This is a genomic window from Streptomyces sp. NPDC051020, from assembly GCF_040683105.1.
Taxonomy (GTDB): Bacteria; Actinomycetota; Actinomycetes; order Streptomycetales; family Streptomycetaceae; genus Streptomyces.
Window position 1 is genome coordinate 23,434 of the sequence record NZ_JBFBCG010000004.1, and the last position, 21,789, is coordinate 45,222.

Sequence of the window (21,789 nt, forward strand, 5' to 3'; positions counted from 1 at the left end):
GGAAGAAGCTCGTCCCTGGCTGGACGAAGAAACAGACGCCGACCGGCCGATCTATGGCTGCACGCTCTTGGAAAGGTACATTGACGACACGCCATAGCCATTGCGTTGATACATGGCAATTGCCGCCTCATTGTCTCCGACGACGTTCAAATTGAGCGACGTCCTGCCCTCGCGGGCAACGAGCTCCTCGGCGGCGGCGAGGATGGCGGATCCGTATCCGTGGCGCCGGAACGGCGCGAAGACGTTGATGTCGTACAGCCAGGCTGAACTGTTGGTGCCCGCAGCCTGGCGCGGATCCGGGCCAATCCATGCGTTCCCCACGACCTCGCCTGACCCGTTCTCCGCCACCACGAGATGGTGACCATTCGTGTCGAGCCCGTCCGGGAGGAACTGGATGGTGCCCTGCCGGACCCGCTCTCGAGCCAGCTCTTGGGGCATGATCTTGCCGAGTTCACGGACCGTCTCAGCTTCACGATGCTCAGTCGCCACGTCGTACTCCGACGACGTCATCTTCCGCAAGGTCACCTTCTGCGCGTCCATGCCACCATCCTCAACTGGTCACTGGTAACAGCGATACCGAGTTTCCAGATTCGACACGCAACCTGGTCCCACCGCTGATATTCGCTTGAACAACATCGCCGCGCGGGCCAACGTCGCCTGACACCTGACGAAGGCAGAGAAGATGATCACGCAGTCCCACCCCGTCGACCACGAACTCATCGAGGCCGCGGCACACGTTGCTCGCACTCGCTGCCGGGGCGACAACCACACCATGGCAGCCGCAGCCCGCACCCGGGACGGCCGGATCATCACCGCGGTGAACGCCTACCACTTCACCGGAGGACCCTGCGCAGAGCTGGTCCTCATCGGCGCGGCAGCCGCCCAGGGCGCCTACGAGTTGGACACAATCGTCGCCGTGGGCGACCGCGACCGAGGGGTCGTTCCCCCCTGCGGCCGGTGCCGGCAGGTCCTTCTTGACTACTTCCCCGCCCTCAAGGTCATCGTTGGCAAGGGCGATCGCATCCGAACCGTGGATATCACCGACTTGCTACCCGAAAGCTACGTCTGGGCCGACCATCAACTCGAGGCCGAGTGAACCGCGCTCCTCACCATGGGCTGACACATCCAGTCGGCAACAGGGCGAACGCTGCCTGATGATGCGGCACTAAGCACCGCAGACGCCTCCGGGCTCGCGCGCCGAGGAAAATGACACGCACCATGGGAATTCGGCACGGACACGATGCTGGAACGGTGCGTAAAGCCGCAGGTCGCAAGAACTGACGGTGAATCAGGTAATGGGAACCTACAGTCTTTGTAGGGTCTCAAATTTCGCGGCAGAATCTCAGCTCCGATGGCACATCGGTGGCACTTATGCCGTCTTTCTGAGACTTGCTGGTTGTCCCGTCGCATCGTAAGTGGCAGATTCGCAGGGCTTCGCAGTCCGATCTTGCGGATCCTCACCCGTTCCGTAGCGGGACCAGACGGCAAGGTCCCCGCCGGGCAACGAGACGAAGCGCCATCCTCGGGGTTCGGTGATCTGCCAGGCTTCGAACGATGCGTTGGGCGAACGGTTCAGATGCGTGCCGCCGGCGAACACCATCCGCAGGGCACCGGACTTGAACGCAACCGCGGAGAGGACTTTTGTCCCGAACAGTGGAAGAACCCCAGCCACGTCCTGGGCCTCCGACGTCAACAGCACACCGGGATCAGCGCGCAGTGACCCTGCCGAGAGCCGAGCCGGTGCTTCCGGCGATACGTCCCACCCTGCCTCCAGGACGAGAGTCAGACGAACGTCGATGCTGATCCTCACGACACTCAGGCCATGGAGGTTCAGGACCCACCGGTCCTCGTACTCGACCGGATCCACTTCAGTACTCATCACCACACCGTGATCCACTCCAGCGCAGACGCCGAGGAGCACTTCACCATCGAGCCCGGCTCCGAGCTCGCCCGGCGAGCAAGCGACAAGCCCGGCTTCATGGCCCCGCCGCGGGCCGTGAGTACGGCCGTCGCGGTGATCATCGCCCTGCATGTTCTCGAACAACACGATGTCCACCGGGCCGGCGAGAGGATGCGGGGCCCTGCTGGAGGCCATGCGCGAGAAGCTCTGGCAGATCAGCGCCACCAGCATCGACAGCTGGGGACGAGGCCTGACCCCAGAGAAAGCAACTCGGGTGAAACATCCTGCTGCCCCCACCGCATCTAAATGGTGTAGGCGACGAGGCAAGGGGGGCGGATGAGACGGTCCCAGGAGAGCGCCTTCCGGGAGTTCGCGGCGGCCCGCATGGGGCATCTCTTCCGTTCGGCGTGCCTGTTGACCAGCGGCGACACCTATCTCGCCGAGGATCTGGTGCAGGAGACGCTGGGGCGGATGTATGTGGTGTGGGGTAGGTCGTCGAAGCTCGGCAATCCGGCGGCGTACGCGCAGACCGTTCTTGTGCGAGTCTTTCTGGCGCACCAGCGGCGGCGTTCGGCGGGAGAGCGGCCGAGCGACGAGATTCCCGAGGTCACGGCCGCGCAGGGTGATGCCTCGCTGCGGCTCATGCTCCTGGACGCGCTACGGAAGCTGCCGGCAAAGGACCGGGCGGTGGTCGTGCTGCGGTACTGGGAGGACCGGTCCGTCACGGAGACTGCGGACGTCCTCAACGTCAGCTCCGCAGCCGTACGCACCCGCAGCACCCGTGCACTCGCCCGGCTGAGGGTGCAACTGGGCGACAGTATCGGAGAGTTCGTCGCGCACTGATCAGCCCGACTGACTATGACGAGAAATGGTGGTGGTTTGGCATGTCTGGAACGCAGGAAGACCTGGACGCCTTCGAAGCCGGGCTCGGTGACGCGCTACGCCGCACCGGGGAGGTCTTCATCGTGGAGGGGCGCCCGCTGGTGGACGGCGGCGTCGTGCGCGGCAGGCGGAGGTTGCGGCGCAGGCGGGTCGCGGCCGTGACCGGCAGCGTCGCGGCGCTCGCCGTCGTGGGGTTCGGGACGTCGTACACCACAGGGGCGTTCGGCGGCGGCGCGGGGCACGGCGGGGCGGGCGTGGCCGCGCAGCCGAAGGTGCAGGAGACCGGCCCTTCGACGAAGTCGTCGCCCGGCAAGGGGCCGCAGCTCTCGGCGCAGCAGGTGATCGAGAGGTTGGAGGGACTGCTGCCGGAGGGGAAGATCAGCGGGCGGGCAGGGCGCGGTACGGCCGACCGGTTCGGGCCATCGGCGCACCTCGTCTTCGACGATGGCGAGGGTAAAGCTGCGATCGGCGTGAGCGTCGGCGCCATCGACCCGGACGGCACGGAGGCGGAACAGCAGCTCGAATGCCCCGACAAGACCTTCGTGCTGCACGACTCCTGCCGGAATGAGACGCTTGCCGATGGTTCGCGCCTGATGGTGTTGCGCGGGTACGAATACCCTGACAAGCGCATGGACACCAAGTGGTGGCACGCCTATCTCGTGGCCCCCGACGGATACACGGTCGATGCCAGCGAGTGGAACGCGCCCGCAGAGAAGGGCGCCGCCGTTTCAAGGGCCGAGCCCCCGCTCACTGTTGGGCAGTTGAAGGGACTCGTCACCTCCGATGAGTGGCGGCCCGTGATGAACGCCCTGGGAAAGGCGGCCCCGGAGCCGGTACGGCAGCCGTCGGCGCAGGGGCAGGACGGCCAGGCGATCCTGAGAAAGCTCAAGTCGCTGCTGCCCGTGTCCGCGAAGGTGGCCTCCGGGCGCGGTGACGACGGATATGCATATGTCGTCGTGAATGACGGCAAGGGCGCGAGCCTGGTGCAGATCAACGTGCAGCCGAACATGTCAGACGTGGAGGGGGAGCTGTTCGAGGCCGGGGCGGAGGTGCTGCCGGACGGGACAAAGGTCGTCACACGTCAGGGCCGGGGCGAGAAGGGCGGCGCGGGCGTGGTGATGTGGACCGCCGACACCATCCGTACGGACGGCCTCCGGGTCGTGGTGTCCGCGTTCAACTCCGGTTCTCAGAACGCGAAGGCCACACGACAGACACCCGCACTGACCATGCAGCAGCTGAAGACGATCGCCACGAGCGGGAAGTGGGCCGGAAAGTAGGGTTGACCGATGACGGCCCGGTGGGTCGTGGACGTCAAGCCGTGTCACCGGCTGGAGCGGCCGGAGATCGCGTTCACGTTCCCGTGGATTCGGGAGGCACTCGAACCCGCGGCTGACACTGCACCTGCTGTGGTCCGGACACGTGACTACGGAATTGGGCGAGCCGCTCAGTGCAGGGCACGTGAGGTCGTGGAGTTTGCAAGCCTGGTGACGGGCATGGAGGTCATCCTCAGGGACGCGCGTGACCGGCTGGTGCGGATGTCAGTACGTGAACTGCTCACCTCTGAGCGAGCTGTACGGACTCACCGCGGAGCTGCCTGTTTCGGAGTGGGTAGGCCACGATCCGGAGCAGCTGGCCCAGGAGGAGTTCGACGAAGTCCGGGACGTTGCTCGACAAAGCATCACAGCCCGACTTCGTTGATCCATCAGCCATCCGAGGCCCCCGCCATCATCTCGACATGGCCTCAGCCCTTCCCCGTACCGTCCGAGCCGTGGACACCGATCAGCTCCTCCGGCCGTCGATCAGGGCGAGGTCGGCCCAGCCGCGCCCGATCCGCGCGCGGCGGCCCTGCGCGCGGATCACCTCGAGGGCGGCCGGGCGATGTCCGTCGATGCGCGCATGGGCATGCTGCCGAAGCCCACATACACCGGTGGTGTGCCCCGGCGTCCAGGAACGCCACCAGCTCGGCCGGGAGCAGGCGTCCGTCTGCCTGACGTCAGGAGCTCGTGAGGATGACGAGTTGCTGGGTCGCTCGGGTCATCGCGACATAGCGGTCGACCGCTCCTTCGATGCCTTTGCCGAACGCCTCTGGGTCGATGAGAACGACCAGGTCGAACTCGAGCCCCTTCGACAGCTCCGGGGTCAGCGACCGGACGCGGGATGTCGTCCGGAATGTGGGATCGCCGATCACGCAGGCGATCCCGTCGGCATGTGCGGCGAGCCAGGTGTCGAGGACCGAGCTCAGATCCGAAGCAGGTCCGTGTACGACGGGGACGTCGCTGCTGCGGATGGAGGTCGGCACGTTGGCGTCCGGGAGCACGGCCCGGATGACCGGCTCGGCCTCCGCCATGATTTCTTTCGGCGTCCGGTAGTTGATGCTCAGGGAAGCCAGGTTGATCCGGTCGAGCCCGATCCGCTCGAGCCGTTCCTGCCACGACTCCGTGAACCCGTGCCTGGCCTGGGCGCGATCCCCGACGATGGTGAAGCTCCGGGACGGGCACCGGAGCAGCAGCATCTGCCACTCTGCGTCGGTCAGTTCCTGAGCCTCGTCCACGACGATGTGCGCGAACGGGCCGGCGAGCAGGTCAGGTTCGGTGCCGGGCAGTGCGGCCTCGTCGACCAGGGTGTCCTGTATATCCTTTCCGCGTAGCATGGTCACCGCACCTTCACCGTCGTCATCGGCCTCAAGCAGGGCGTCGACGACCTTGGCCATGTGCTCGCGTTCGGCGGCGACAGAGGCGTTGTGCCGACGCTTACGCCGCGACGCTTCCGGGTCGCCGAGCCGCTGCCGTGCTGCGTCCAGGAGCGGCAGGTCGGACACCGTCCAGGCCTGGGCGTCTCCGCGCTGCAGCTGCGACACGTCCTCGGGGCTGAGCCAGGGAGCGCACTTCCGCAGGTAGGCGGGTACCGACCACAGGTCTCCGACGAGGTCATCCGCTTCGAGCAGCGGCCACGCGCGGTTGAAGGTCGTGAGCAGCTCCCTGTTCCGCAGCAGCGACTTGCGAAGCAGGTCGGCCGAGACGTCGCCGTCGTGCCTGTCCACCAGGATCGTGAGCAGCTCCTCCCAGATCTGGTCGCGCGCCTCGTTGTGCGGAGTACCGGGTTCTGCCGCTCCGAACGCCACGGCCCAATCGTTGGCGTCCAGCTGGATGTCGGACCAGTGGGTCGTGATCGTCATCGCCTTGGTGGGCGGCTCCTCGTAGAACCCGACGGCCGTCTCGATCGCCTTCACCAGGTTCGCGGACGACTTCAGGAGGGCCACGTTCGGGTCGGCCTCGATCGCTGCTGCGGCTCCCTCGGCGACGAGGTCCCGCAGGGTGCAGGTCTGCACGCCCTCCTCTCCGAGGCTGGGGAGGACGTCGGCGACGTAGCCCAGGTAGGGCTGGTGCGGACCGACGAACAGCACGCCGCCCCGGCGGTGACCGAGGCGAGGGTCGGAGTAGAGGAGGTAGGCGGAGCGGTGCAGAGCGACGACGGTCTTCCCCGTACCCGGACCGCCGTCGACGACGAGAGCACCACGGGATCCCGCGCGGATGATGGCGTCCTGGTCGGCCTGGATGGTGCCGAGCACGTCTCGCATCCGGGTCGACCGGTTGCTGCCCAGGCTGGCGATGAAGGCGGACTGGTCGTCGAGCGCGGCGTGCCCGGCAAACCCGTCCGAGGTGAACACCTCGTCCCAGTAGTCGCTGATCCGGCCGCGGGTCCAGCGATACCTGCGGCGGCTTGCCAGACCCATCGGGTTGGCGTGGGTGGCTCCGAAGAACGGCTCGACCGCGGGGGAGCGCCAGTCGAGCAGCAGCCGACGACCCGCGCTGTCCGTAAGGCCGAGTCGTCCGACATACACGGGCTCGGGGTCGTCTGCGCTGACCATGTGTCCGAGGCACAGGTCCAAACCGAAGCGGCGCAGTGCGCGGAGGCGAACGGTCAGCCGGTGGACCTCCGCATCCCGGTCCATCGCCTGCCGGCCGATGCCGCCGGGTGCCTTGCGCTCGGCGTCGAGGCGGTAGGTCAGCTCGGTGATCGACTGCTCGAGGCACTCCGCGATGGCTGCGAAGTGCTGCTCATCGCCGGCGATCAGCGTCGGGTCGGCCTTGGGGGAGAGGTGGTCGGGAAGGTCGAACGCGCTGGTGGTCAGGGGGTTCACTCATCAGCTCCGATCTGAGGCCGCTTGCAACCATTGCGAGCGGCAAGGCGTCTGTCTGGACCGGCGTGACGAACCTGGTGGGACGAGCAACGCTCCGTCGGACGTGGACCCCGTGGCCGTTGTCGGTTCAGGTCGCCAGGGTGCGCAGGTTCCCGTGTCTGGGGCCTGGCTCGATGATCCGGTGTGGTTCACGCGGACACGGGCGGCCTTTCTCGACCGGCCGAGTCGAGCAGCAGCTTCGCGGCCACCGTTGCCCCGTCGGTGCGGATCGTGCCGGCCACGGCCGTCGCTCGTGCCCGGGTCTCGGGGGTCAGGGCCGTCTGGAGCGTGGCCGACAGGGACTCGAAGGTCGGAGTCGGCCCGTCGTGTGCCACGCCGATGCCCAGGTCGGCCACCCGGCCGGCCCAGTACGGCTGGTCCACCATCTGAGGTACCACTACCTGGGGCGCGCCGGCCCGGGTGGCCGTCGTCGTGGTGCCTGCGCCGCCGTGGTGCACGACGGCGGCCACCCGGCCGAACAGTGCCTGCTGGTTGACCTCGCCGACGGTGAAGCAGTCGTCCTGGCCGTCGATCAGGGCGAGGTCGGCCCAGCCGCGCCCGATCAGCGCGCGGCGGCCCTGCGCGCGGATCGCCTCGACGGCCGCCCGGGCGATGTCCGTCGATGCGCGCATGGGCATGCTGCCGAAGCCCACGTACACCGGTGGTGTACCGGCGTCCAGGAACGCCACCAGTTCGGCCGGGAGCGGGCGTTCGTCCGGCAGGATCCACGTGCCGGTCTGTACGACGTCGAGGCCCGGCGTCTCCTGCCACGGGTCCAGGACCGGGTCCGTCGCCAGCCACGGCTGGTCGCCGATGACGTAGTCGCGGACGTCGTCCACTGGTGGCAGGCCGATCGACGCCCGGTTCGTATTGAGCGCCTCACCGAACAGCGCGTTGATGCTCTGGGCATCCAGGTCCCACAGAACCCGGTTGTCGGTCACCTCCGGCGGGAACGGCCGGCCCGGATACGCCAGCGGCGCGTGGTGCGGCGACGGCAGGGTGAGCTGCTGGAAGGTCACGGACACGGAACGGATGCCCAGTTTCTCTGCCACCGACCGTGCGCCGGCCGCGGCCGGCAGCGCGCCGGTCGCCACCAACGCATCGCATCCCTCGGCCGCCGCGGTGACCGCGTCGAACTGGCTGGCGATCAACTCGGCCGCGCGCCCGGGCAGGGATGACGACGGCGCCGCCGCAGTCATCAGCGCGCGTGCCGACTGGCCGACCGGCACGAGCGGCACGCCAACACCGGCCAGCAGCTCCGCGAACTCCTTGTCCGGCGGCGCGCACACCCGCACCTCCGCGCCGAGTGCCCGCAACCGCACCGCGAGGCCCACCATCGGTTCGACGTCCCCGCGCGACCCATACGTCGACAACAGCATCCGCACTTCGCGACTCCCATGTCCTCAAGTTCTGGCTTCGGTCGGCGATTTTGCGGCACGACCCTGGTCTTGCCGCAAGCCCCCCGGTGCGCTATACGTTGAGAGTGGAAAGGAGCGGGTACTCCCCTTTCCTTATTTTGTCGTCCGCTGCGGACGGACCACCTCCTCGCGAAGCGGCGGCGCGCCGCGTACGGCGGTACCGTCGGCCCAGGAGGATCTCCGCATGGGCCCACGGATGCAGCCGCGGAACGAGAAGTTCTTCACCCTCTTCAGCAAGGCCGGCTCGAACATCGTCGAGAGCGCTGCCCTTCTCAGGGAGTTCGTCGCCGCGCCGCACGAGCACTGGGCGGAGCCCGGCAAACGCCGGTGATCCTCGGCGGCGGTAAGGCGATCTTCCCCGGCGGCGGCGCGCTGCGCCCGCTGGATCTGGTCTCCACGGTCACCAGCGGCACGGGGATACACGTCTGCACCTGTCGGCCGGTCACCGAGGGGTAGTCGGGCGGTGGGGCGCCGGGGCCGTGCGCCGGGCCGACCCTGGTGGCCTTACGGTTCCGGCGCTTGCAGGTTCGCCTCGTTCGACCCGTCCGTCGACGCGGCGGTCATCCGCCGGTTGCGCCGCTGCCGGCGCCGAGGTCCTGGGCGCAGGACACGGCCGCCCCGGTGGTGCGCAGCGTCATGTCGGCCCATTCCCGGCCGGCTCCTGGTCGAAGCACTCCGGGGCCGTCGGCCGGTGCCCGAGCGCGACGGGGCGGGGCCTTCTCGACTTCGCGGGACGCCTTCCGGGGAGCGGGCCCGCTGGACCGACAGCCACGCGGTCAATCGTTCTTTGTCCGCCCGTGCCGCAGGTCGGAACCCATGCCGACCGGACGTGCCACGGTGGGTTCGGCAGCTGATGAACGCCGTTGCTGCGGACCCTGGCGATGGATACGGTTGCCGGGTCGTCCCGAGCGCGGAGCGACGTCATCGACAGGAGGTGTGCAGCACATGCGCAGGAGCCGTCAGCACCCGAACTCGTGCACTGCCATGCCACCACTCATGACGGAGACATCTTGTCGATTCGCATCACCCCGCTGACCGACCCCGACCCCGGCCCGGCCGCCCACCGCCTGGCGTGGCTCGCATCCGGTCCCACCGGAGCTCCGACCGGATCAGCCTTTCTGCGTCTTGTCACGACCACCGGTCAGGATCACCTGGCCGAGCTCGAACTCGCCGTCCATCCGACCGAGAGGCGGAACGGTATCGGCTCACAGCTACTGGAAGCGGCTGTGACCACTGCTCGAGCCGAGGGCCGGAGCTGCGTCACCGCTCAGGTAGACGCGGGTTCACCCGGTGACTTGTTCCTTTCGGCACGGGGCTTTCGCAAGGTCCTGACCCTGACCTTCGCCCGGCTCGCGTTGGCGCGGGCGGACCTCGCCGCTCTCACCGAGATCATCGGGGAGCCGCACCCCGGCTATCGGCTGGCGTCATGGACTGGAACCGTCCCCGATGAGCTCGCCGAGACTTTCGCGGCTTCGCGGCGGGCCATGGACGACATGCCGATGGACGACACCGATTACGGCACGGTGAGCTGGGACGTGGACCGGGTCCGAGCAGTGGCACAGGTCATCGAGAAGCGCGGCGACCTTCTGTACACGGTCGCCGCCATCGACCTGTCGAACGGCACGATCGCCGGTTTCACCGAGCTGGTCGTCCCCGGCGCCGGCAGGGGTGACGGCCAGCACTACGGCACCGGTGTCCTGCCCGAGCACCGCGGACATGGCCTCGGCCGATGGATGAAGGCTGAGGCAATCCGGCAGGCCGTCGAGTGCCACCCGGATCTCGGCGGTCTGCTGACGGACACGGCCGACAGCAACCGGCCCATGCGCGCGATCAACGACGCGTTCGGATATCTGCCGACCTATAAATCGCTTCTGTACCAGCTCGATCTGTAGACGCGATGCCGCAGGGCCGGGGTTGCTCTCTCGCCCGGACAGGGCTGCCCCGGCCATGCGTTGCCCTCCCCGAGCGGGTCACCCCGCAGGGATGATGCGGGTGACGACCGTCTCCACAAGCCGGTCCAGGACGGCATCGGTGTGGGGAGCGTCGACGGCCTCGCTCCCGGTGAGCACGTCGGGCAGTGTGAGGTGCTCCAGCAGCAGGCCCGTCATGGCGAGATACAGCACGAGGACGGCGTCGGCATCGCCCGGCAGCCCCGCTTCCCGGTGGAAGCGGACGCTCTCGTCCAGATTGGCGCGGAAGGTGCGGTTGAGCCGGTCGCGGAGGGCGGGGCGCCGGGTGGCCTCCAGGCGCAGTTCGAGCATGGCGAGGTAGCTGGTGCGATCGGCGGCCATGCGCTGCACCAGCCATCGCATGAGTTCGGTGACCAGCTCGCGCGAGGGAGCCGGACGCATTGCCTCCTCGACTCCGACCGGGTCCGGTGTCATCCGGTCGGTGATCCGGGCGCAGGCTTGCATGAACAGGTCGTCCCGGTTGGCGAAGTAGTTGGACGCCGTCCCGACCGGTACGCCTGCACGTGTGTCGACCGCGCGGAAGGTGAGCCCTCGCGCACCTTCGTGCGCCAGCACTTCGATGGCGGCATCGACAAGTGCCGTTCTGCGCTCCGGGTTCCTGGCCATGTGTGTCTCCTCTTCCTTCGGTCCCTCTGCGGAAAGGGCTTGCGCAACCACTACATATGAAGCACTATAAATGAAGTGGTTCATATGTCCGAGCCAACGCCACATTGAACGGGGATCTTGTGCGAAAGCTGACCTACTTCATTGCCTGCTCCATCGACGGCTTCATCGGCGACCCGAGCGGTGATGCGTCGTCCATGTACCGGTTCGTGGATGAGGAGTTCCTCGACTACCTCAAGTCCCAGTATCCGGAGACGGTTTCGACCGCAGGCCGCAGGCAGCTGGGATTTCACGGCGTCAGGAATCAGAAGTTCGACACCGTGATCCAGGGAAGGGCCAGCTACCAACTGGCCCTGGACGTCAACATCACCAGTCCGTATGCCCAACTGCGCGAGTTCGTGGCATCCCGGACCATGAAGGAGTCGCCGGATCCGAACGTCGAACTCGTCTCCGGCGACGTGGTCGGCAGGGTGCGGGAACTCAAGGCGGAGGACAGCGGCCTCGGGATCTGGCTCTGCGGTGGCTCACAGCTCGCCGGGGAACTGCTCGACGAGATCGACGAGCTCGTGATCAAGACGTATCCGCTCGTCTACGGCTCGGGTATGCCGATGTTCGGATCGGATTTTGCGGCCACGGAGTTCATGTTGGATTCGGTGGCCGTCTTCGACAGCGGAGTACTGGTCAGGACGTACAGCCGCAAGCGCTGACCCCCAGGCCCGCGGGCCGCGAAATCGGGTCGCCGACGAGTCGATGTGCCGGTACTTGTTGACCATGACCTATTCCTCAGAAGAGTTGCTTCCCGGTACGCAGCGGGCGCTGCTGCACCGCATCGCCTCCGCACAGGTCGAAGGCCGTACGCCCTCGCTCGTCGCTGCGGTGCAGCGCCAGGGCCGGATCGTCTGGAACGGATCGCGCAGTTGCGTCGACGGCCACGCCCCCGACTCCGATACGCAGTTCAGGATCGGTTCCCTGACCAAGATCTTTACAGCCGTGCTGGTCCTGCGGCTGCGTGACGAGGGTCTGCTCGATCTCGACGACCCGCTGGAAAAGCACCTGCCAGGGACGGGCGTCGGCGGGGTCACCGTCCTCCAACTACTGGGCCACAGTGCGGGGCTGAGCGCCGAGTCGCCCGCGCCTTGGTGGGAGCGGACGCCGGGAACTCTGCGCCCCGAGCTGGCCGATGTCCTCGGCGAGCAGACGCGGATGCATCCTCCCGGCCGTCGTCACCATTACTCGAACCCCGGCTACTCGGTGCTCGGAGCGCTGATCGAGGCGGTGCGCGGCGCATCCTGGGCGGAGGTGCTGCAGCGCGAGATTCTGGAACCGTTGGGCATGCGTCGTACGAGCACCCAGCCACAGGAGCCGCACGCGGGTGGCTGGGCCGTCCACCCGTGGGCCGATGTCCTGCTTCCCGAACCGGCGGAGGACCTCGGTCTCATGGCACCGGCCGGGCAGCTCTGGTCGACCACCACCGACCTCCTTCGGTTCGCCGCCTTCCTTGTCGAGGGGGATGACCGTGTGCTCGGCGCCGCCTCGGTGGAGGAGATGCGTGCTCCGTCGGTGCCGTCCGCGTCCGGTTCAGGGGAGGGCGCTTACGGTGTCGGCCTGCAGGTCGTACAACAGAACGGCCGCACCCTGCTCGGGCACACCGGCTCGCTGCCGGGGTTCCTGGCCACGCTCTGGTTCAGCATCGAGGACGATGTGGCCGTCGTGGTGCTCACCAATGCCACTTCTGGGCCGCTCGCCGCAACGATCGCCGCGGATCTTGTGGAGATCGTCGCCGAGGCCGAGCCGCGCATCCCTGAGCCCTGGCGCCCGCTGCCCGAGGCCGACCCGGGACTCCTCGCGCTGACCGGACTCTGGTTCTGGGGCACACGCCCGAATGTCCTGCGCCTGACCGCAGATCGAGGGCTGGAACTGGGGCCGCTGCGTGGCGACGGCCGCGGTGCCCGATTCGTCGCGCAGCCGGACGGCACCTGGACCGGCCTCGACGGTTATTACGCGGGGGAGACGCTCCGTGTCGTCCGGGACGTCGACGGAAGCGTGAGCCACCTCGACCTGGGGTCGTTCGTCTTCACACGTGAGCCGTACGATCCCGCGTCGGCCGTTCCCGGTGGGGTCGACGCGGAGGGCTGGCGGGGCCTCGGCGCCTGAGCGTCACGGCTCCGGCGTCCCGTTTCACGTGAAACGCGGCGCCGGAGCCCGCTCATGCCGTCAACTCCCTCTCCAGCGGCGTCCGGAAGCGTGGAGTGATCCGTGTTTCCCCCACCCACTCCGACAGCCGGGCAGCCTCCGCCTCGATCGCACCGGTCGCATCCCGGCCGATGTCGGACAGCAGCCGCCAGACCGGCTCGCCATCGGCTCGCTGTGCCCAGCCACCCACGATCTCGCCGTTCCACCACACCGTCGGGCCGATGTTGCCGGCCCGGTCGAAGAGTGCCGCCCGGTGCTCGGCCGGAAGATGGAAACCGCGATCGGCCCAACCCATCGCACTCGGGTCGAGGGCGGGAAGCAGTGCCGCCCACGGCTCAAGGGACGGTTCGGTCTCCGTGTCCCCCGGGGAGACCCAGCCCGTCGCGCCGCTGTCGAGCCGCACCTCCTCGGCTCCGGTGGCTGCCAGCGCGCTGCGTACCTGGCCGAGTCCCCAGCCCGTCCACCACTTCAGATCGGCCTCGGTCGCGGGACCGTACGAGCGGAGATAGCGCAGGGCCAGTTCCGCCTGTGCCTCTGCGGGCTCCCGGGCGGGCCATGGCTCGCCTGCCGTCCAGCGGAACTGGCTGGAGGTCCAGGAGCCGCGCGGCCGGTCCCGGCGGATCAGGCCTTCGGCTGCCAGTACCCGCAGAACACGGGTGGCGACTCCCTGAACCGTCTCCTGTTTCTTGCCGGGGAAGATCGTGATCTTCGTACGCAGCGCCGGCACGGCGGCGGACAGCTCGCTGCCGGTGGCAGAGCCGCGCGCTGTGAGGGCGGCCAGGGTCGCCTTTTCCGTCTCGACGAGCCAGCTCTCGTCCAGTCCGTTCCCGTCGTCCTGCAGGTGCTTGAGGAAGGTTCGGCGCTCCTTGGCGGCCACGGCTCGGGCGTTCGACGCATCGACATACGGGGCGAGTCTGCTCGACACCGTGAAGAGGGTGTTGCGCATGGAGAGCAGCCGGACCAGCGAGATGTCCTCGTAGAGAGCCCGCTCCACCGTGTCCACGCCTGCCTCGGCGAGCCGGGCGCAGGTGGAAAGAAAGACAGTGGCCGCGTCGGTGGCGTGCAGGGCAACGACCGCGTCGGCCACGGACACCGCGGATGCGGCCCGCACGGAGGGCCCCAGGAGGTGACGTCGGCCGATTCTGATCCGGCGCTGTGTGTCGCTTATGGCATGCATCGAGCGCTCCTTGGGTCCGTCGGATCCTGTGGATTCCGAGCTGCGGTCACAGAGCGAGCTTGAAGCCTACGTGACTGGCGGTGAAGCCGAGCCGCTCATAGAAGCGATGGGCATCGGTCCGGGTCGCATCGGACGTCAGCTGGACCAACTGACAGTTCTGGCGCCGGGATTCGTCCACGGCCCACTGGATCAGCCGGGTGCCGAGGCCGCTGCCGCGCTCATCGGCATGGACGCGAACACCCTCGATGATGGAGCGGGTCGAGCCGCGCCGGGAGAGCCCGGGGACCACCGTCAGTTGCAGGGTCCCGACAACACCGCCTTCGCGGACGGCGACGACCAGGTGCTGGTTCGGGTCATCGGCGAGCCGCTGGAACGCGGCGTGATAGGGGGCGAGATCGTCCGGCGACTCGCGCTGCGCTCCCAGCGGATCGTCCGCGAGCATGGCCACGACGGCCGGGATGTCGGTGGGGGCCGCAGGGCGTATTTCCAGATCGCTCATGATCGGCAGACTACGCAGTTCAGGTGGCCTGTGCGGGGACCTTCAGCTCTTCGACCGCTGTGACGAGCGGGGCCAACTCGGGGTTCCTGGCCGCCTCGTCGAGGGCGGCGCGCAGAGCGGCGTCATTGGTCGGCCGGGCCTGGGCGAGCAGTGTGAGGCCGGCATCGGTGACGTTGGTGTAGATGCCGCGGCGGTCGGTGTCGCAGAGATACCGGGTCAGCAGCCCGCGGTCTTCGAGGCGGCTGACAAGACGGGTGGTGGCGCTCTGGCTGAGCACGACCGCGTCGGCGACCTGCTTCATCTGCAGATGGCCGCCCGCGCCGTTGTGCTGTCGGCTCAGGACGTCGAGCAGGGAGTACTCCCGCACGCTGAGCCCGTGCCCGGACTGCAGGGCCCGTTCGATGTGGGACTCGATCTTGCCGTGGAGCAAGGAGAGGGCGCACCAGCCCTGCGAGAGGGCAGTCAGTGCAGGGTCCGTCGCTGTCATGGTCTCTCCTCCGTGCGGAGCCGCTTGCATCCAGGATAGAGGACATCTGCAATAGCCCGCGCTTGCAAGTAACGAGCGTCTGCAATTATTGTCGACGCCCGTAAGGTGCAGATGCAATCTCTTGGGAAGGTGAAACCCATGCCGCTCGCGCTCCTCGCCCTCGCCATTGGGGCATTCGGTATCGGAACCACCGAGTTCGTGATCATGGGGCTGCTCCCCGAGGTTGCTGCGGACTTCCAGGTCTCGATCCCCACCGCGGGATTCCTGGTCACCGGCTACGCGCTCGGAGTCGTACTCGGCGCTCCGCTGATGACGGTCCTTGGCACGCGGGTCTCGCGCAAACGCATGCTCATGCTCCTGATGGGGCTGTTCATCGTGGGCAATGTGGTGTCCGCCGTCGCCCCCGTCTTCGGTGTGATGCTCGCCGGGCGAGTGATCGCCTCCCTCGCCCACGGTGCCTTCTTCGGCATCGGATCGGTCGTCGCGGCCGATCTGGTCGCCCCACAGAAGAAGGCCGGCGCGATCGCCATGATGTTCACCGGCCTCACCGTCGCCAACGTCGTCGGCGTGCCGCTCGGCACCTACATCGGGCAGAGCGTCGGGTGGCGGACCACGTTCTTCGTCGTTGCGGCCCTCGGAGCCGTCGGCCTTCTGGGTGTGGCCAGGCTGGTGCCCGAGCAGCCGAAGGCCGAAGGCGTGCGGCTCCGCCATGAGCTGGCCGCGTTCCGCAATGTGCAGGTGCTGCTCGCCATGGCGATGACCGTCCTGGGCTTCGGTGGAGTTTTCGCCGCGATCACCTACATCACGCCGATGATGACCGAGATCGCCGGCTACTCCGCGTCCTCCGTCACCTGGCTGCTGGTCCTCTTCGGGCTCGGCATGGTCGGGGGCAATCTGCTCGGCGGCAAGTTCGCCGACCGCCACCTGATGCCGATGCTGTACGTGTCGCTGGGCGCCCTGTCCGTGATCCTGGCAGTCTTCACGCTGACCGCCCACAACAAGATCGCGGCAGCCGTCACCATCGTGCTGATCGGTGGCCTGGGCTTCGCGACCGTACCCCCGCTGCAGAAGCGGGTTCTCGACCAGGCGGCGGGGGCCCCGACCCTCGCCTCCGCCGTCAACATCGGCGCCTTCAACCTCGGCAACGCGCTGTCGGCGTGGCTCGGCGGCCTCGTCATTGCCGCCGGTCTCGGTTACACCGCACCCAACTGGGTCGGCGCCGCGCTGGCTGCTTCCGCTCTGGTCCTCGCTGTCCTCTCCAGCGCCCTGGAGCGCCGGACGGTCACCCGCAGCCGCCTTGTCGCCGGACGCATTCCCGAGCCGGTCGAGGCATCCGGCGTCCGGCACTGACATCCCCACTACGCCCGCGCTCATCACAGGGCGCGCACTCTCCACCGCACCAAGGAGCCATCCCTCATGAGCACCACCCTCCCCACGGCCGTTGCCCCGCTGACCATTCAGGACGCGGAATTGCTGGTCGCCGCAGCCCGCACCGCCGCCGAAGCCGCCGGCGTCACCGCCGCTGTGACGGTCCTTGACGCGGGCGGCCACCTGCTGGCCTTCCGCCGCGACGACCGGGCCGTACTGATCGCGGGCGAGACCAGCACCCGCAAGGCGTACACGGCCCTTCAGCTCGGCGCCCCGACCGCCCACCTTGTCGACGCGGTCCAGCCGGGCGGGCTCTTCCACACCCTGCCGACCGCCCTCGACCGGCCGCTGCTCTTCATCGCCGGCGGTGTTCCGGTCTTCCGCGACGGTCGGCTGATCGGAGCCGTCGGCGTGGGCGGTGGCGCGCCCGAGCAGGACCACGGCTTCGCCACGGCCGCCGTGACGGCTCTCTGCTGACTCGCGAACCGCTGCGAGGGCAGCGGAAATCCATTGATGTCCGTTCCCATGTGCCAGGAGAATCCCGGAACATGGGAACGGACATCGTCGATTTCATCGAGTGCCGGGCCAGTTGGTACGAGAAGGGCAAGCCCTGGTCGGCCGCAGTCGATCTGCTCTACATGGGCCGGAGTTACGACGCGTTCGGCTGCCTCTTCGGCGTGCGCAACCGTGCCGGCTTTCGACCGCTCGCGGCCGGCCGTGGGCTGCCGGGGGTGTCCGCGACCGCGCCCGTCAGGAGTTCGGGAGCATGGCGGCTGACGCGCGCAACGCCACCTGGATCGGCCGGGACGAGCTGAAGACCGTTGACTGGGACGAGCCCACAGTGGCGTCGGACGCGCGGACGACCCGGCGCGAGGCCGTTCCGGTGGACGGAGACTGGAAGCCGGTGTGGACGGTGATGGAAACGCCGGCTGCCATCCACGGTGACAGGCATTTCCCCGGCCCGGCGCCGTTCAGCACGGTCCGCGTCAGCCCGTCGCCACGGTCAAGGGTGCGAAGCGACGGGTCCAGTCGCCGGGCAGGTCCGGAGACCGGTAGGCCATCACCGTGGTTCCGCGGCCGGCCGGCTGCAGACCGCACTCCTTGAGCCGGTCCAACAGTTCTTCATGGCGTGCGTCGATGTCCGCGCGCAAGGGGCGGTCCGTCGCCTGCGCGAGGGAGCCGACGAGCGCCAGCGCCGTGACGGTGTCCCGGGCGATCAGCGGACCGACCACATGGACCCCGTCGCTCGGCCACAGCGCCGCGTAACCGACAAGCCCGTCCTTGTCCTCCGCGACCCGGAGGTGATCTGCGAAGACCGGCAGCCGGGCAAGGAGATGCGTCCGGTCCGCGCCGAACACCTCCACGTCCAGCCGGAGCAGGGCACGCAGATCCTCGGCCGTCGCCGGACGGACGGCCACGGTGGACGATGCGGGAGTGCCGACACCCGACGCGCCGGCCGGCCGGAAGTGACCACTGATGCGCTCGGCCCGGCCCACCCCTTCGAAACCGAGCTCTTCGTACAGCGGCTGCCCGGCCGGCGTCGCGTACAGGCTGAGGGGCGTCTCCCCCGCTGTTTCGATCACCTGGTGCATCAGGTGCCGGGCGATCCCCTGGCGCGCGTACCGCTCGGCGACGAGGAGCATGCCGATGGCGGAGAGGCCCTGGCCGTACGAGGTCATCACACACGCGGCCATCAGGCCTTTGCCCTCGGGAGCATCGATGCCGTAGCCCGTCCCAGCAGAGAGGAGCAGGGCCCAGCGGTGCTCGTCACGCGGCCAGCCGCGGTCCTCGCAGAGATTGGCGCAGGCGACCAGGTCTCCCCGGGTGAGGCGCCGGATGGGCGTATCGGTGTGCGGGTGGGGCAGTGGGCTGGGCATGAGGGCCAGGCTGTCCGACGCAGTGATCGCTCGTCCACCGCTTTAACGGATCCGACCGAGACGCATGTGCGCCGTCCGTGCCGACAGTGCCCGCGCGGCCAGAGAGCCGAGCCCGCGGTGAGGGCTCGGCAGCGAGCTGCACGCGTGCGCAGTTTCACGTGAAACACGTAGCTGAGTGACGGTCAGAGGTGATCCGGCTCTGATGTGTGTTGCCCGTATTGTCCTCGGTTCCCGGCCTGGCCATGGGGCAAAAGAGCGTAACAGGAGAACTGGCTCGGATACCCGGACTTCCCGCTATTTGTCCGACCTGCAGGTGTCGCAGGCATGCTGGGGCGAGGGACCGCAGGCGGTGCGTGCGGTGTCGGCACGCTCATGCGACCAGCAGATGCTCGAGGCGAGGCACAGTTATGGACGCTCCGGCCACCATGTCGACCGGCGACGGAACTCCGAGAGCTCCCGACGCGACCCTGATCCGCCGCACCCTGGCAGAGCTCACTCCTGTCGCGGACCAGGCCACCTCGTACTTCTACGCCCTGCTCTTCGTGCGCCACCCCGATCTGCGGGCCATGTTTCCGATCGCGATGGACCCCCAGCGCGACCGTCTCCTCCGGGCGATCCTCACGGCTGCCGACCGGATGGACGACCCCTACGCGCTGACCGAGTACCTCGGCGGACTGGCCCGCGGGCACCGTAAATACGGCACTCTGCCCGCGCACTATCCCGCATTCGGCGAGGCTCTCCTCGGTGCACTGAGCCGCTACGCCGCCACCTGGGACGGGGAGACCGAAGCGGCCTGGATCCGTGCCTACACCGCGATTTCGCAGATCATGATCGACGCGGCTGCCGAGGACGAGGAACGGGCTCCCGCCTGGTGGCTGGCGGAGGTTGTCTCCCACGACCTCAGAACGCCCGACACAGCGGTCCTCACCGTCCGTCCCGACCAGGCGTATCCCTTCCTCGCCGGCCAGTACGCCGCCATGGAAACCCCGTGGCGGCCGCGGATCTGGCGGCACTACTCCTTCGCCTCGGCCCCTCGGCCCGACGGTCTGCTCACCTTCCATGTCAAGGCGGTCCCGGCGGGCTGGGTCTCCAACGCGCTGGTGCGCCGGGCCCGCCCCGGCGACGTGGTGCGTCTCGGCCCGCCCACCGGCTCGATGACCGTCGACCACACCACCCACAACGGTCTGCTCTGCCTGGGCGGCGGCACGGGTATCGCGCCCATCAAGGCACTCGTCGAGGATGTCGCGGAGCACGGCGACCGGCGCCCGGTGGAGGTCTTCTACGGCGCACGCAGCGACCGCGACCTGTACGACATCGACACAATGCTGCGGCTCCAGAAGACCTTTCCCTGGCTCGCCGTGCGGCCTGTGGTCTCCAGCGGTACGGGGAAGGGGCTGAAAAGCCTGCTGCCCGACGCGCTGCGCGAAGGCGGTCCGTGGCCCGAGTACGACGCCTATCTCGCGGGGCCGCCGGGGATGATCCGCAGCGTCGTGGACGTCCTCAGAGGGATCGGTATGCCGCCCGAGCACATCCGGCATGACTCCGTCGAGGAACTGGCGCCCCTGGGTCCGGGCTGACCACGACGGCTCATCCCGTCGGCACCGGGCCTCCGGGCTCGGGATCAGCCCAGGTCCGGCGCATGCATCGCCCGGACGCCCTCGATGTTGCCGTCCAGGTAGTGGCGCAGCGACAGAGGCACGAGATGGACGGCGGCGATCCCGATCCGGCTGAACGGCACCCGTACGACGTCGTACTCGCCGCACGGATCGTCGATCTCGGGACCGTGCCGCCGGGACAGGTCCATCGAGTCCAGCCGGCAGACGAAGAAGTGCTGGACCTTGACACCCTTCACCCCACCGCCCTCGATGTGTTCCACGGTGTCGACGAAGCAGGGGACCACATCGGTGATCTTGGCGCCGAGCTCTTCGTCCACCTCGCGGTGGAGTGCGTCGACGACGGTTGCGTCCTCGGGCTCGACCCCACCGCCCGGCGTGAGCCAGTACGGATCCACCCCCGGCTTGGTGCGCTTGATGAGGATGAGGTCGTTGCCGTCGAGCAGGATGGCGCGTGCGGTGCGCTTGACCACAGGACGTTCGGTCATGGCAAGAGAGTGGCCCACAGAACCCTTTCTGAAACACCCGCCCTGCCGTCGGGTCACCAATCGACGGCAGCGCGCACCAGCCACTCGTGTGCCCGCGCGATATGCGACAGCGCGAGTGTGCCGGTCCGCGCGGCCAGGAAGTAGGTGCGCAGCGGCGGCACGGGCGGGTCCAGGAGGGCCACCACCTCGCCGCGCTCCAGTGCCCCCTCGCACAGATAGCGCGGTAACACAGCGAGTCCGGCGCCCGCCGCGGTGCACTCCAGGACCGCGCGCAGATCCGGCGCGATGACGGTGCCCGCTGCGGTCGGCCGCCCGTCGAAGACGGCGGCCCAGTAGCGGGAGACGAGCGGAAGGCTCTCATGCACCTCCACCACCGGCAGCTGCTGAAGCACCACGGGACCCTTGTGCCGCAGCGCTCCGGGTCCGAGGCGTGCCGCCCAGCGCGGGGCGGCGACCAGCACATGCTCTTCGTCGCAGAGCGGAGTCGCGGTGAGCAGATCACCGCGCGGACGGGCCGTCGCAATGGCCAGATCATGATGGCCGGCGGCGAGCCCCTCCAGCGCCTCCTCGGAATGGGCGAGGAACGTGCTGCGCAGGGCGAGACCCTGGGAGACGAGGGGAGTGAGTGCGGGCAGGGCCCGCAACGAGGTGAATTCCGGCGGACCGGCCAGATGCAGCGTCCGTACGACCGCCTCCTCGTCGAGCCCCGTCTCGGCGATCTCGACCAGTGCGTCCAGATGGGGAGCCGCCCGGTGCGCAAGCTCGTCGCCCACGGTGGTCGGGGTGACGCCGCGGGCCCTGCGCAGGAAGAGCGGACGGCCCAGCTGCCGTTCCAGCGTGCGTATCTGCGAGGTGACCGCGGGCTGGGAGAGACCGAGCAGCGCGGCGGCCCGGGTGAAGGAACCGGCCCGGTGCACCGTGACGAATGTGCGCAGCAGGGCCAGGTCCATGTCCGGTTCCCTCCCGCCGTTTTGACGTGTCCGACCCGAACAATCATAAATATGTCGATAGGTCGCTGTCGCTACTGTGATTGGACTCTGACGCAGAGTCAATTAACCTTGTGCAGACGGTTCTTCGCGCGTGGAGCCGGGACGGTCCGAGCCACGAGGGGGGAGGCTCGGGCCGTCCGTACCG

At 68.4% G+C, this 21,789-nt stretch carries 22 protein-coding genes and 2 pseudogenes; 12 read left to right on the top strand and 12 right to left on the bottom strand.

Annotated features, from left to right (window positions below):
• Positions 1-51: 51 nt before the first annotated feature.
• Positions 52-540 carry a GNAT family N-acetyltransferase gene (locus tag AB0N06_RS03415; RefSeq protein ID WP_366133083.1) on the bottom strand — a complete coding sequence of 163 codons (489 nt, stop codon included), beginning with the start codon at positions 538-540 and terminating at the stop codon, positions 52-54.
• Between the two features lie 142 nt (positions 541-682).
• On the opposite strand from AB0N06_RS03415, the gene AB0N06_RS03420 reads away from it, so the two are divergent.
• Positions 683-1,096, top strand: coding sequence for a cytidine deaminase (locus AB0N06_RS03420; protein WP_366133084.1), 414 nt, complete (start codon positions 683-685; stop codon positions 1,094-1,096).
• A gap of 273 nt (positions 1,097-1,369) precedes the next feature.
• Here the strand turns inward: AB0N06_RS03420 and AB0N06_RS03425 are convergent, their stop codons facing one another.
• The gene (locus AB0N06_RS03425; RefSeq protein ID WP_366133085.1) at positions 1,370-2,131 is read right to left on the bottom strand and encodes a DUF6188 family protein; all 762 of its coding nucleotides are present in this window, start codon (positions 2,129-2,131) and stop codon (positions 1,370-1,372) included.
• Between the two features lie 105 nt (positions 2,132-2,236).
• Between AB0N06_RS03425 and AB0N06_RS03430 the strand changes: the two genes are divergently transcribed.
• Together AB0N06_RS03430 and AB0N06_RS03435 are read left to right on the top strand one after the other, a co-directional pair.
• Positions 2,237-2,743, top strand: coding sequence for a SigE family RNA polymerase sigma factor (locus AB0N06_RS03430; protein WP_366133086.1), 507 nt, complete (start codon positions 2,237-2,239; stop codon positions 2,741-2,743).
• Between the two features lie 41 nt (positions 2,744-2,784).
• Entirely contained in the window at positions 2,785-4,059 is a 1,275-nt protein-coding gene (locus tag AB0N06_RS03435) for a hypothetical protein (protein ID WP_366133087.1), read from the top strand.
• Positions 4,060-4,570: 511 nt separating this feature from the next.
• On the opposite strand, the pseudogene AB0N06_RS03440 reads toward AB0N06_RS03435, so the two are convergent.
• The 3 genes and pseudogenes from AB0N06_RS03440 to AB0N06_RS03450 form a co-directional block, all read right to left on the bottom strand.
• A pseudogene (locus tag AB0N06_RS03440) lies at positions 4,571-4,766 on the bottom strand (glycosyltransferase); the annotation flags it as partial.
• A gap of 9 nt (positions 4,767-4,775) precedes the next feature.
• Positions 4,776-6,923 carry an RNA polymerase recycling motor ATPase HelR gene (helR, locus tag AB0N06_RS03445; RefSeq protein ID WP_366133088.1) on the bottom strand — a complete coding sequence of 716 codons (2,148 nt, stop codon included), beginning with the start codon at positions 6,921-6,923 and terminating at the stop codon, positions 4,776-4,778.
• Positions 6,924-7,111: 188 nt separating this feature from the next.
• Positions 7,112-8,341 (bottom strand): glycosyltransferase, encoded by a 1,230-nt coding sequence (locus AB0N06_RS03450; RefSeq protein WP_366133207.1) that lies wholly within the window; start codon positions 8,339-8,341, stop codon positions 7,112-7,114.
• 223 nt (positions 8,342-8,564) lie between these two features.
• On the opposite strand from AB0N06_RS03450, the gene AB0N06_RS03455 reads away from it, so the two are divergent.
• The 3 genes and pseudogenes from AB0N06_RS03455 (at position 8,565) to AB0N06_RS03465 (ending at position 10,272) form a co-directional block, all read left to right on the top strand.
• Positions 8,565-8,711, top strand: coding sequence for a hypothetical protein (locus AB0N06_RS03455; RefSeq protein ID WP_366133089.1), 147 nt, complete (start codon positions 8,565-8,567; stop codon positions 8,709-8,711).
• Positions 8,705-8,836: pseudogene (locus AB0N06_RS03460) on the top strand (dihydrofolate reductase); the annotation flags it as partial. The gene AB0N06_RS03455 and the pseudogene AB0N06_RS03460, both read left to right, overlap by 7 nt.
• A gap of 554 nt (positions 8,837-9,390) precedes the next feature.
• Positions 9,391-10,272: a GNAT family N-acetyltransferase gene (locus AB0N06_RS03465; protein ID WP_366133090.1), complete on the top strand. Its 882-nt coding sequence runs from the start codon at positions 9,391-9,393 to the stop codon at positions 10,270-10,272.
• A gap of 78 nt (positions 10,273-10,350) precedes the next feature.
• Here AB0N06_RS03465 and AB0N06_RS03470 read toward each other — a convergent pair whose 3' ends face one another.
• Entirely contained in the window at positions 10,351-10,956 is a 606-nt protein-coding gene (locus tag AB0N06_RS03470; protein ID WP_366133091.1) for a TetR family transcriptional regulator, read from the bottom strand.
• Positions 10,957-11,075: 119 nt separating this feature from the next.
• Here AB0N06_RS03470 and AB0N06_RS03475 point away from each other — a divergent pair, with 119 nt between their 5' ends.
• Both AB0N06_RS03475 and AB0N06_RS03480 read left to right on the top strand, forming a co-directional pair.
• Complete coding sequence (locus AB0N06_RS03475; protein WP_366133092.1) at positions 11,076-11,660, top strand: dihydrofolate reductase family protein; 585 nt, start codon at positions 11,076-11,078, stop codon at positions 11,658-11,660.
• A gap of 64 nt (positions 11,661-11,724) precedes the next feature.
• Complete coding sequence (locus AB0N06_RS03480; RefSeq protein WP_366133093.1) at positions 11,725-13,107, top strand: serine hydrolase domain-containing protein; 1,383 nt, start codon at positions 11,725-11,727, stop codon at positions 13,105-13,107.
• Positions 13,108-13,159: 52 nt separating this feature from the next.
• Here AB0N06_RS03480 and AB0N06_RS03485 read toward each other — a convergent pair whose 3' ends face one another.
• Genes AB0N06_RS03485 through AB0N06_RS03495 form a run of 3 tightly spaced genes read right to left on the bottom strand, consistent with a single transcriptional unit; the run spans position 13,160 to position 15,309 of the window.
• Positions 13,160-14,323, bottom strand: a complete 1,164-nt coding sequence (locus tag AB0N06_RS03485; RefSeq protein WP_366133094.1) for a winged helix DNA-binding domain-containing protein — start codon at positions 14,321-14,323, stop codon at positions 13,160-13,162.
• Between the two features lie 46 nt (positions 14,324-14,369).
• Positions 14,370-14,822: a GNAT family N-acetyltransferase gene (locus AB0N06_RS03490; protein ID WP_366133095.1), complete on the bottom strand. Its 453-nt coding sequence runs from the start codon at positions 14,820-14,822 to the stop codon at positions 14,370-14,372.
• Positions 14,823-14,841: 19 nt separating this feature from the next.
• Positions 14,842-15,309: a MarR family transcriptional regulator gene (locus tag AB0N06_RS03495; RefSeq protein WP_366133096.1), complete on the bottom strand. Its 468-nt coding sequence runs from the start codon at positions 15,307-15,309 to the stop codon at positions 14,842-14,844.
• A gap of 138 nt (positions 15,310-15,447) precedes the next feature.
• On the opposite strand from AB0N06_RS03495, the gene AB0N06_RS03500 reads away from it, so the two are divergent.
• From AB0N06_RS03500 to AB0N06_RS03510, 3 genes are all read left to right on the top strand, one after another.
• Positions 15,448-16,659, top strand: a complete 1,212-nt coding sequence (locus tag AB0N06_RS03500; RefSeq protein ID WP_366133097.1) for an MFS transporter — start codon at positions 15,448-15,450, stop codon at positions 16,657-16,659.
• Between the two features lie 66 nt (positions 16,660-16,725).
• Entirely contained in the window at positions 16,726-17,154 is a 429-nt protein-coding gene (locus AB0N06_RS03505) for a heme-binding protein (protein ID WP_366133098.1), read from the top strand.
• A 71-nt stretch (positions 17,155-17,225) separates the two neighbouring features.
• Complete coding sequence (locus AB0N06_RS03510) at positions 17,226-17,492, top strand: hypothetical protein (protein ID WP_366133099.1); 267 nt, start codon at positions 17,226-17,228, stop codon at positions 17,490-17,492.
• 171 nt (positions 17,493-17,663) lie between these two features.
• Here AB0N06_RS03510 and AB0N06_RS03515 read toward each other — a convergent pair whose 3' ends face one another.
• Complete coding sequence (locus AB0N06_RS03515) at positions 17,664-18,554, bottom strand: GNAT family N-acetyltransferase (protein WP_366133100.1); 891 nt, start codon at positions 18,552-18,554, stop codon at positions 17,664-17,666.
• A gap of 407 nt (positions 18,555-18,961) precedes the next feature.
• On the opposite strand from AB0N06_RS03515, the gene AB0N06_RS03520 reads away from it, so the two are divergent.
• Positions 18,962-20,131, top strand: coding sequence for a globin domain-containing protein (locus AB0N06_RS03520; RefSeq protein ID WP_366133101.1), 1,170 nt, complete (start codon positions 18,962-18,964; stop codon positions 20,129-20,131).
• Positions 20,132-20,175: 44 nt separating this feature from the next.
• On the opposite strand, the gene AB0N06_RS03525 is transcribed toward AB0N06_RS03520, so the two are convergent.
• On the bottom strand, positions 20,176-20,655 hold the full coding sequence (locus tag AB0N06_RS03525; RefSeq protein ID WP_037702185.1) for an NUDIX hydrolase: 480 nt from the start codon (positions 20,653-20,655) through the stop codon (positions 20,176-20,178).
• A 53-nt stretch (positions 20,656-20,708) separates the two neighbouring features.
• Entirely contained in the window at positions 20,709-21,605 is an 897-nt protein-coding gene (locus AB0N06_RS03530) for a LysR family transcriptional regulator (RefSeq protein ID WP_366133102.1), read from the bottom strand.
• Between the last annotated feature and the right edge of the window lie 184 nt (positions 21,606-21,789).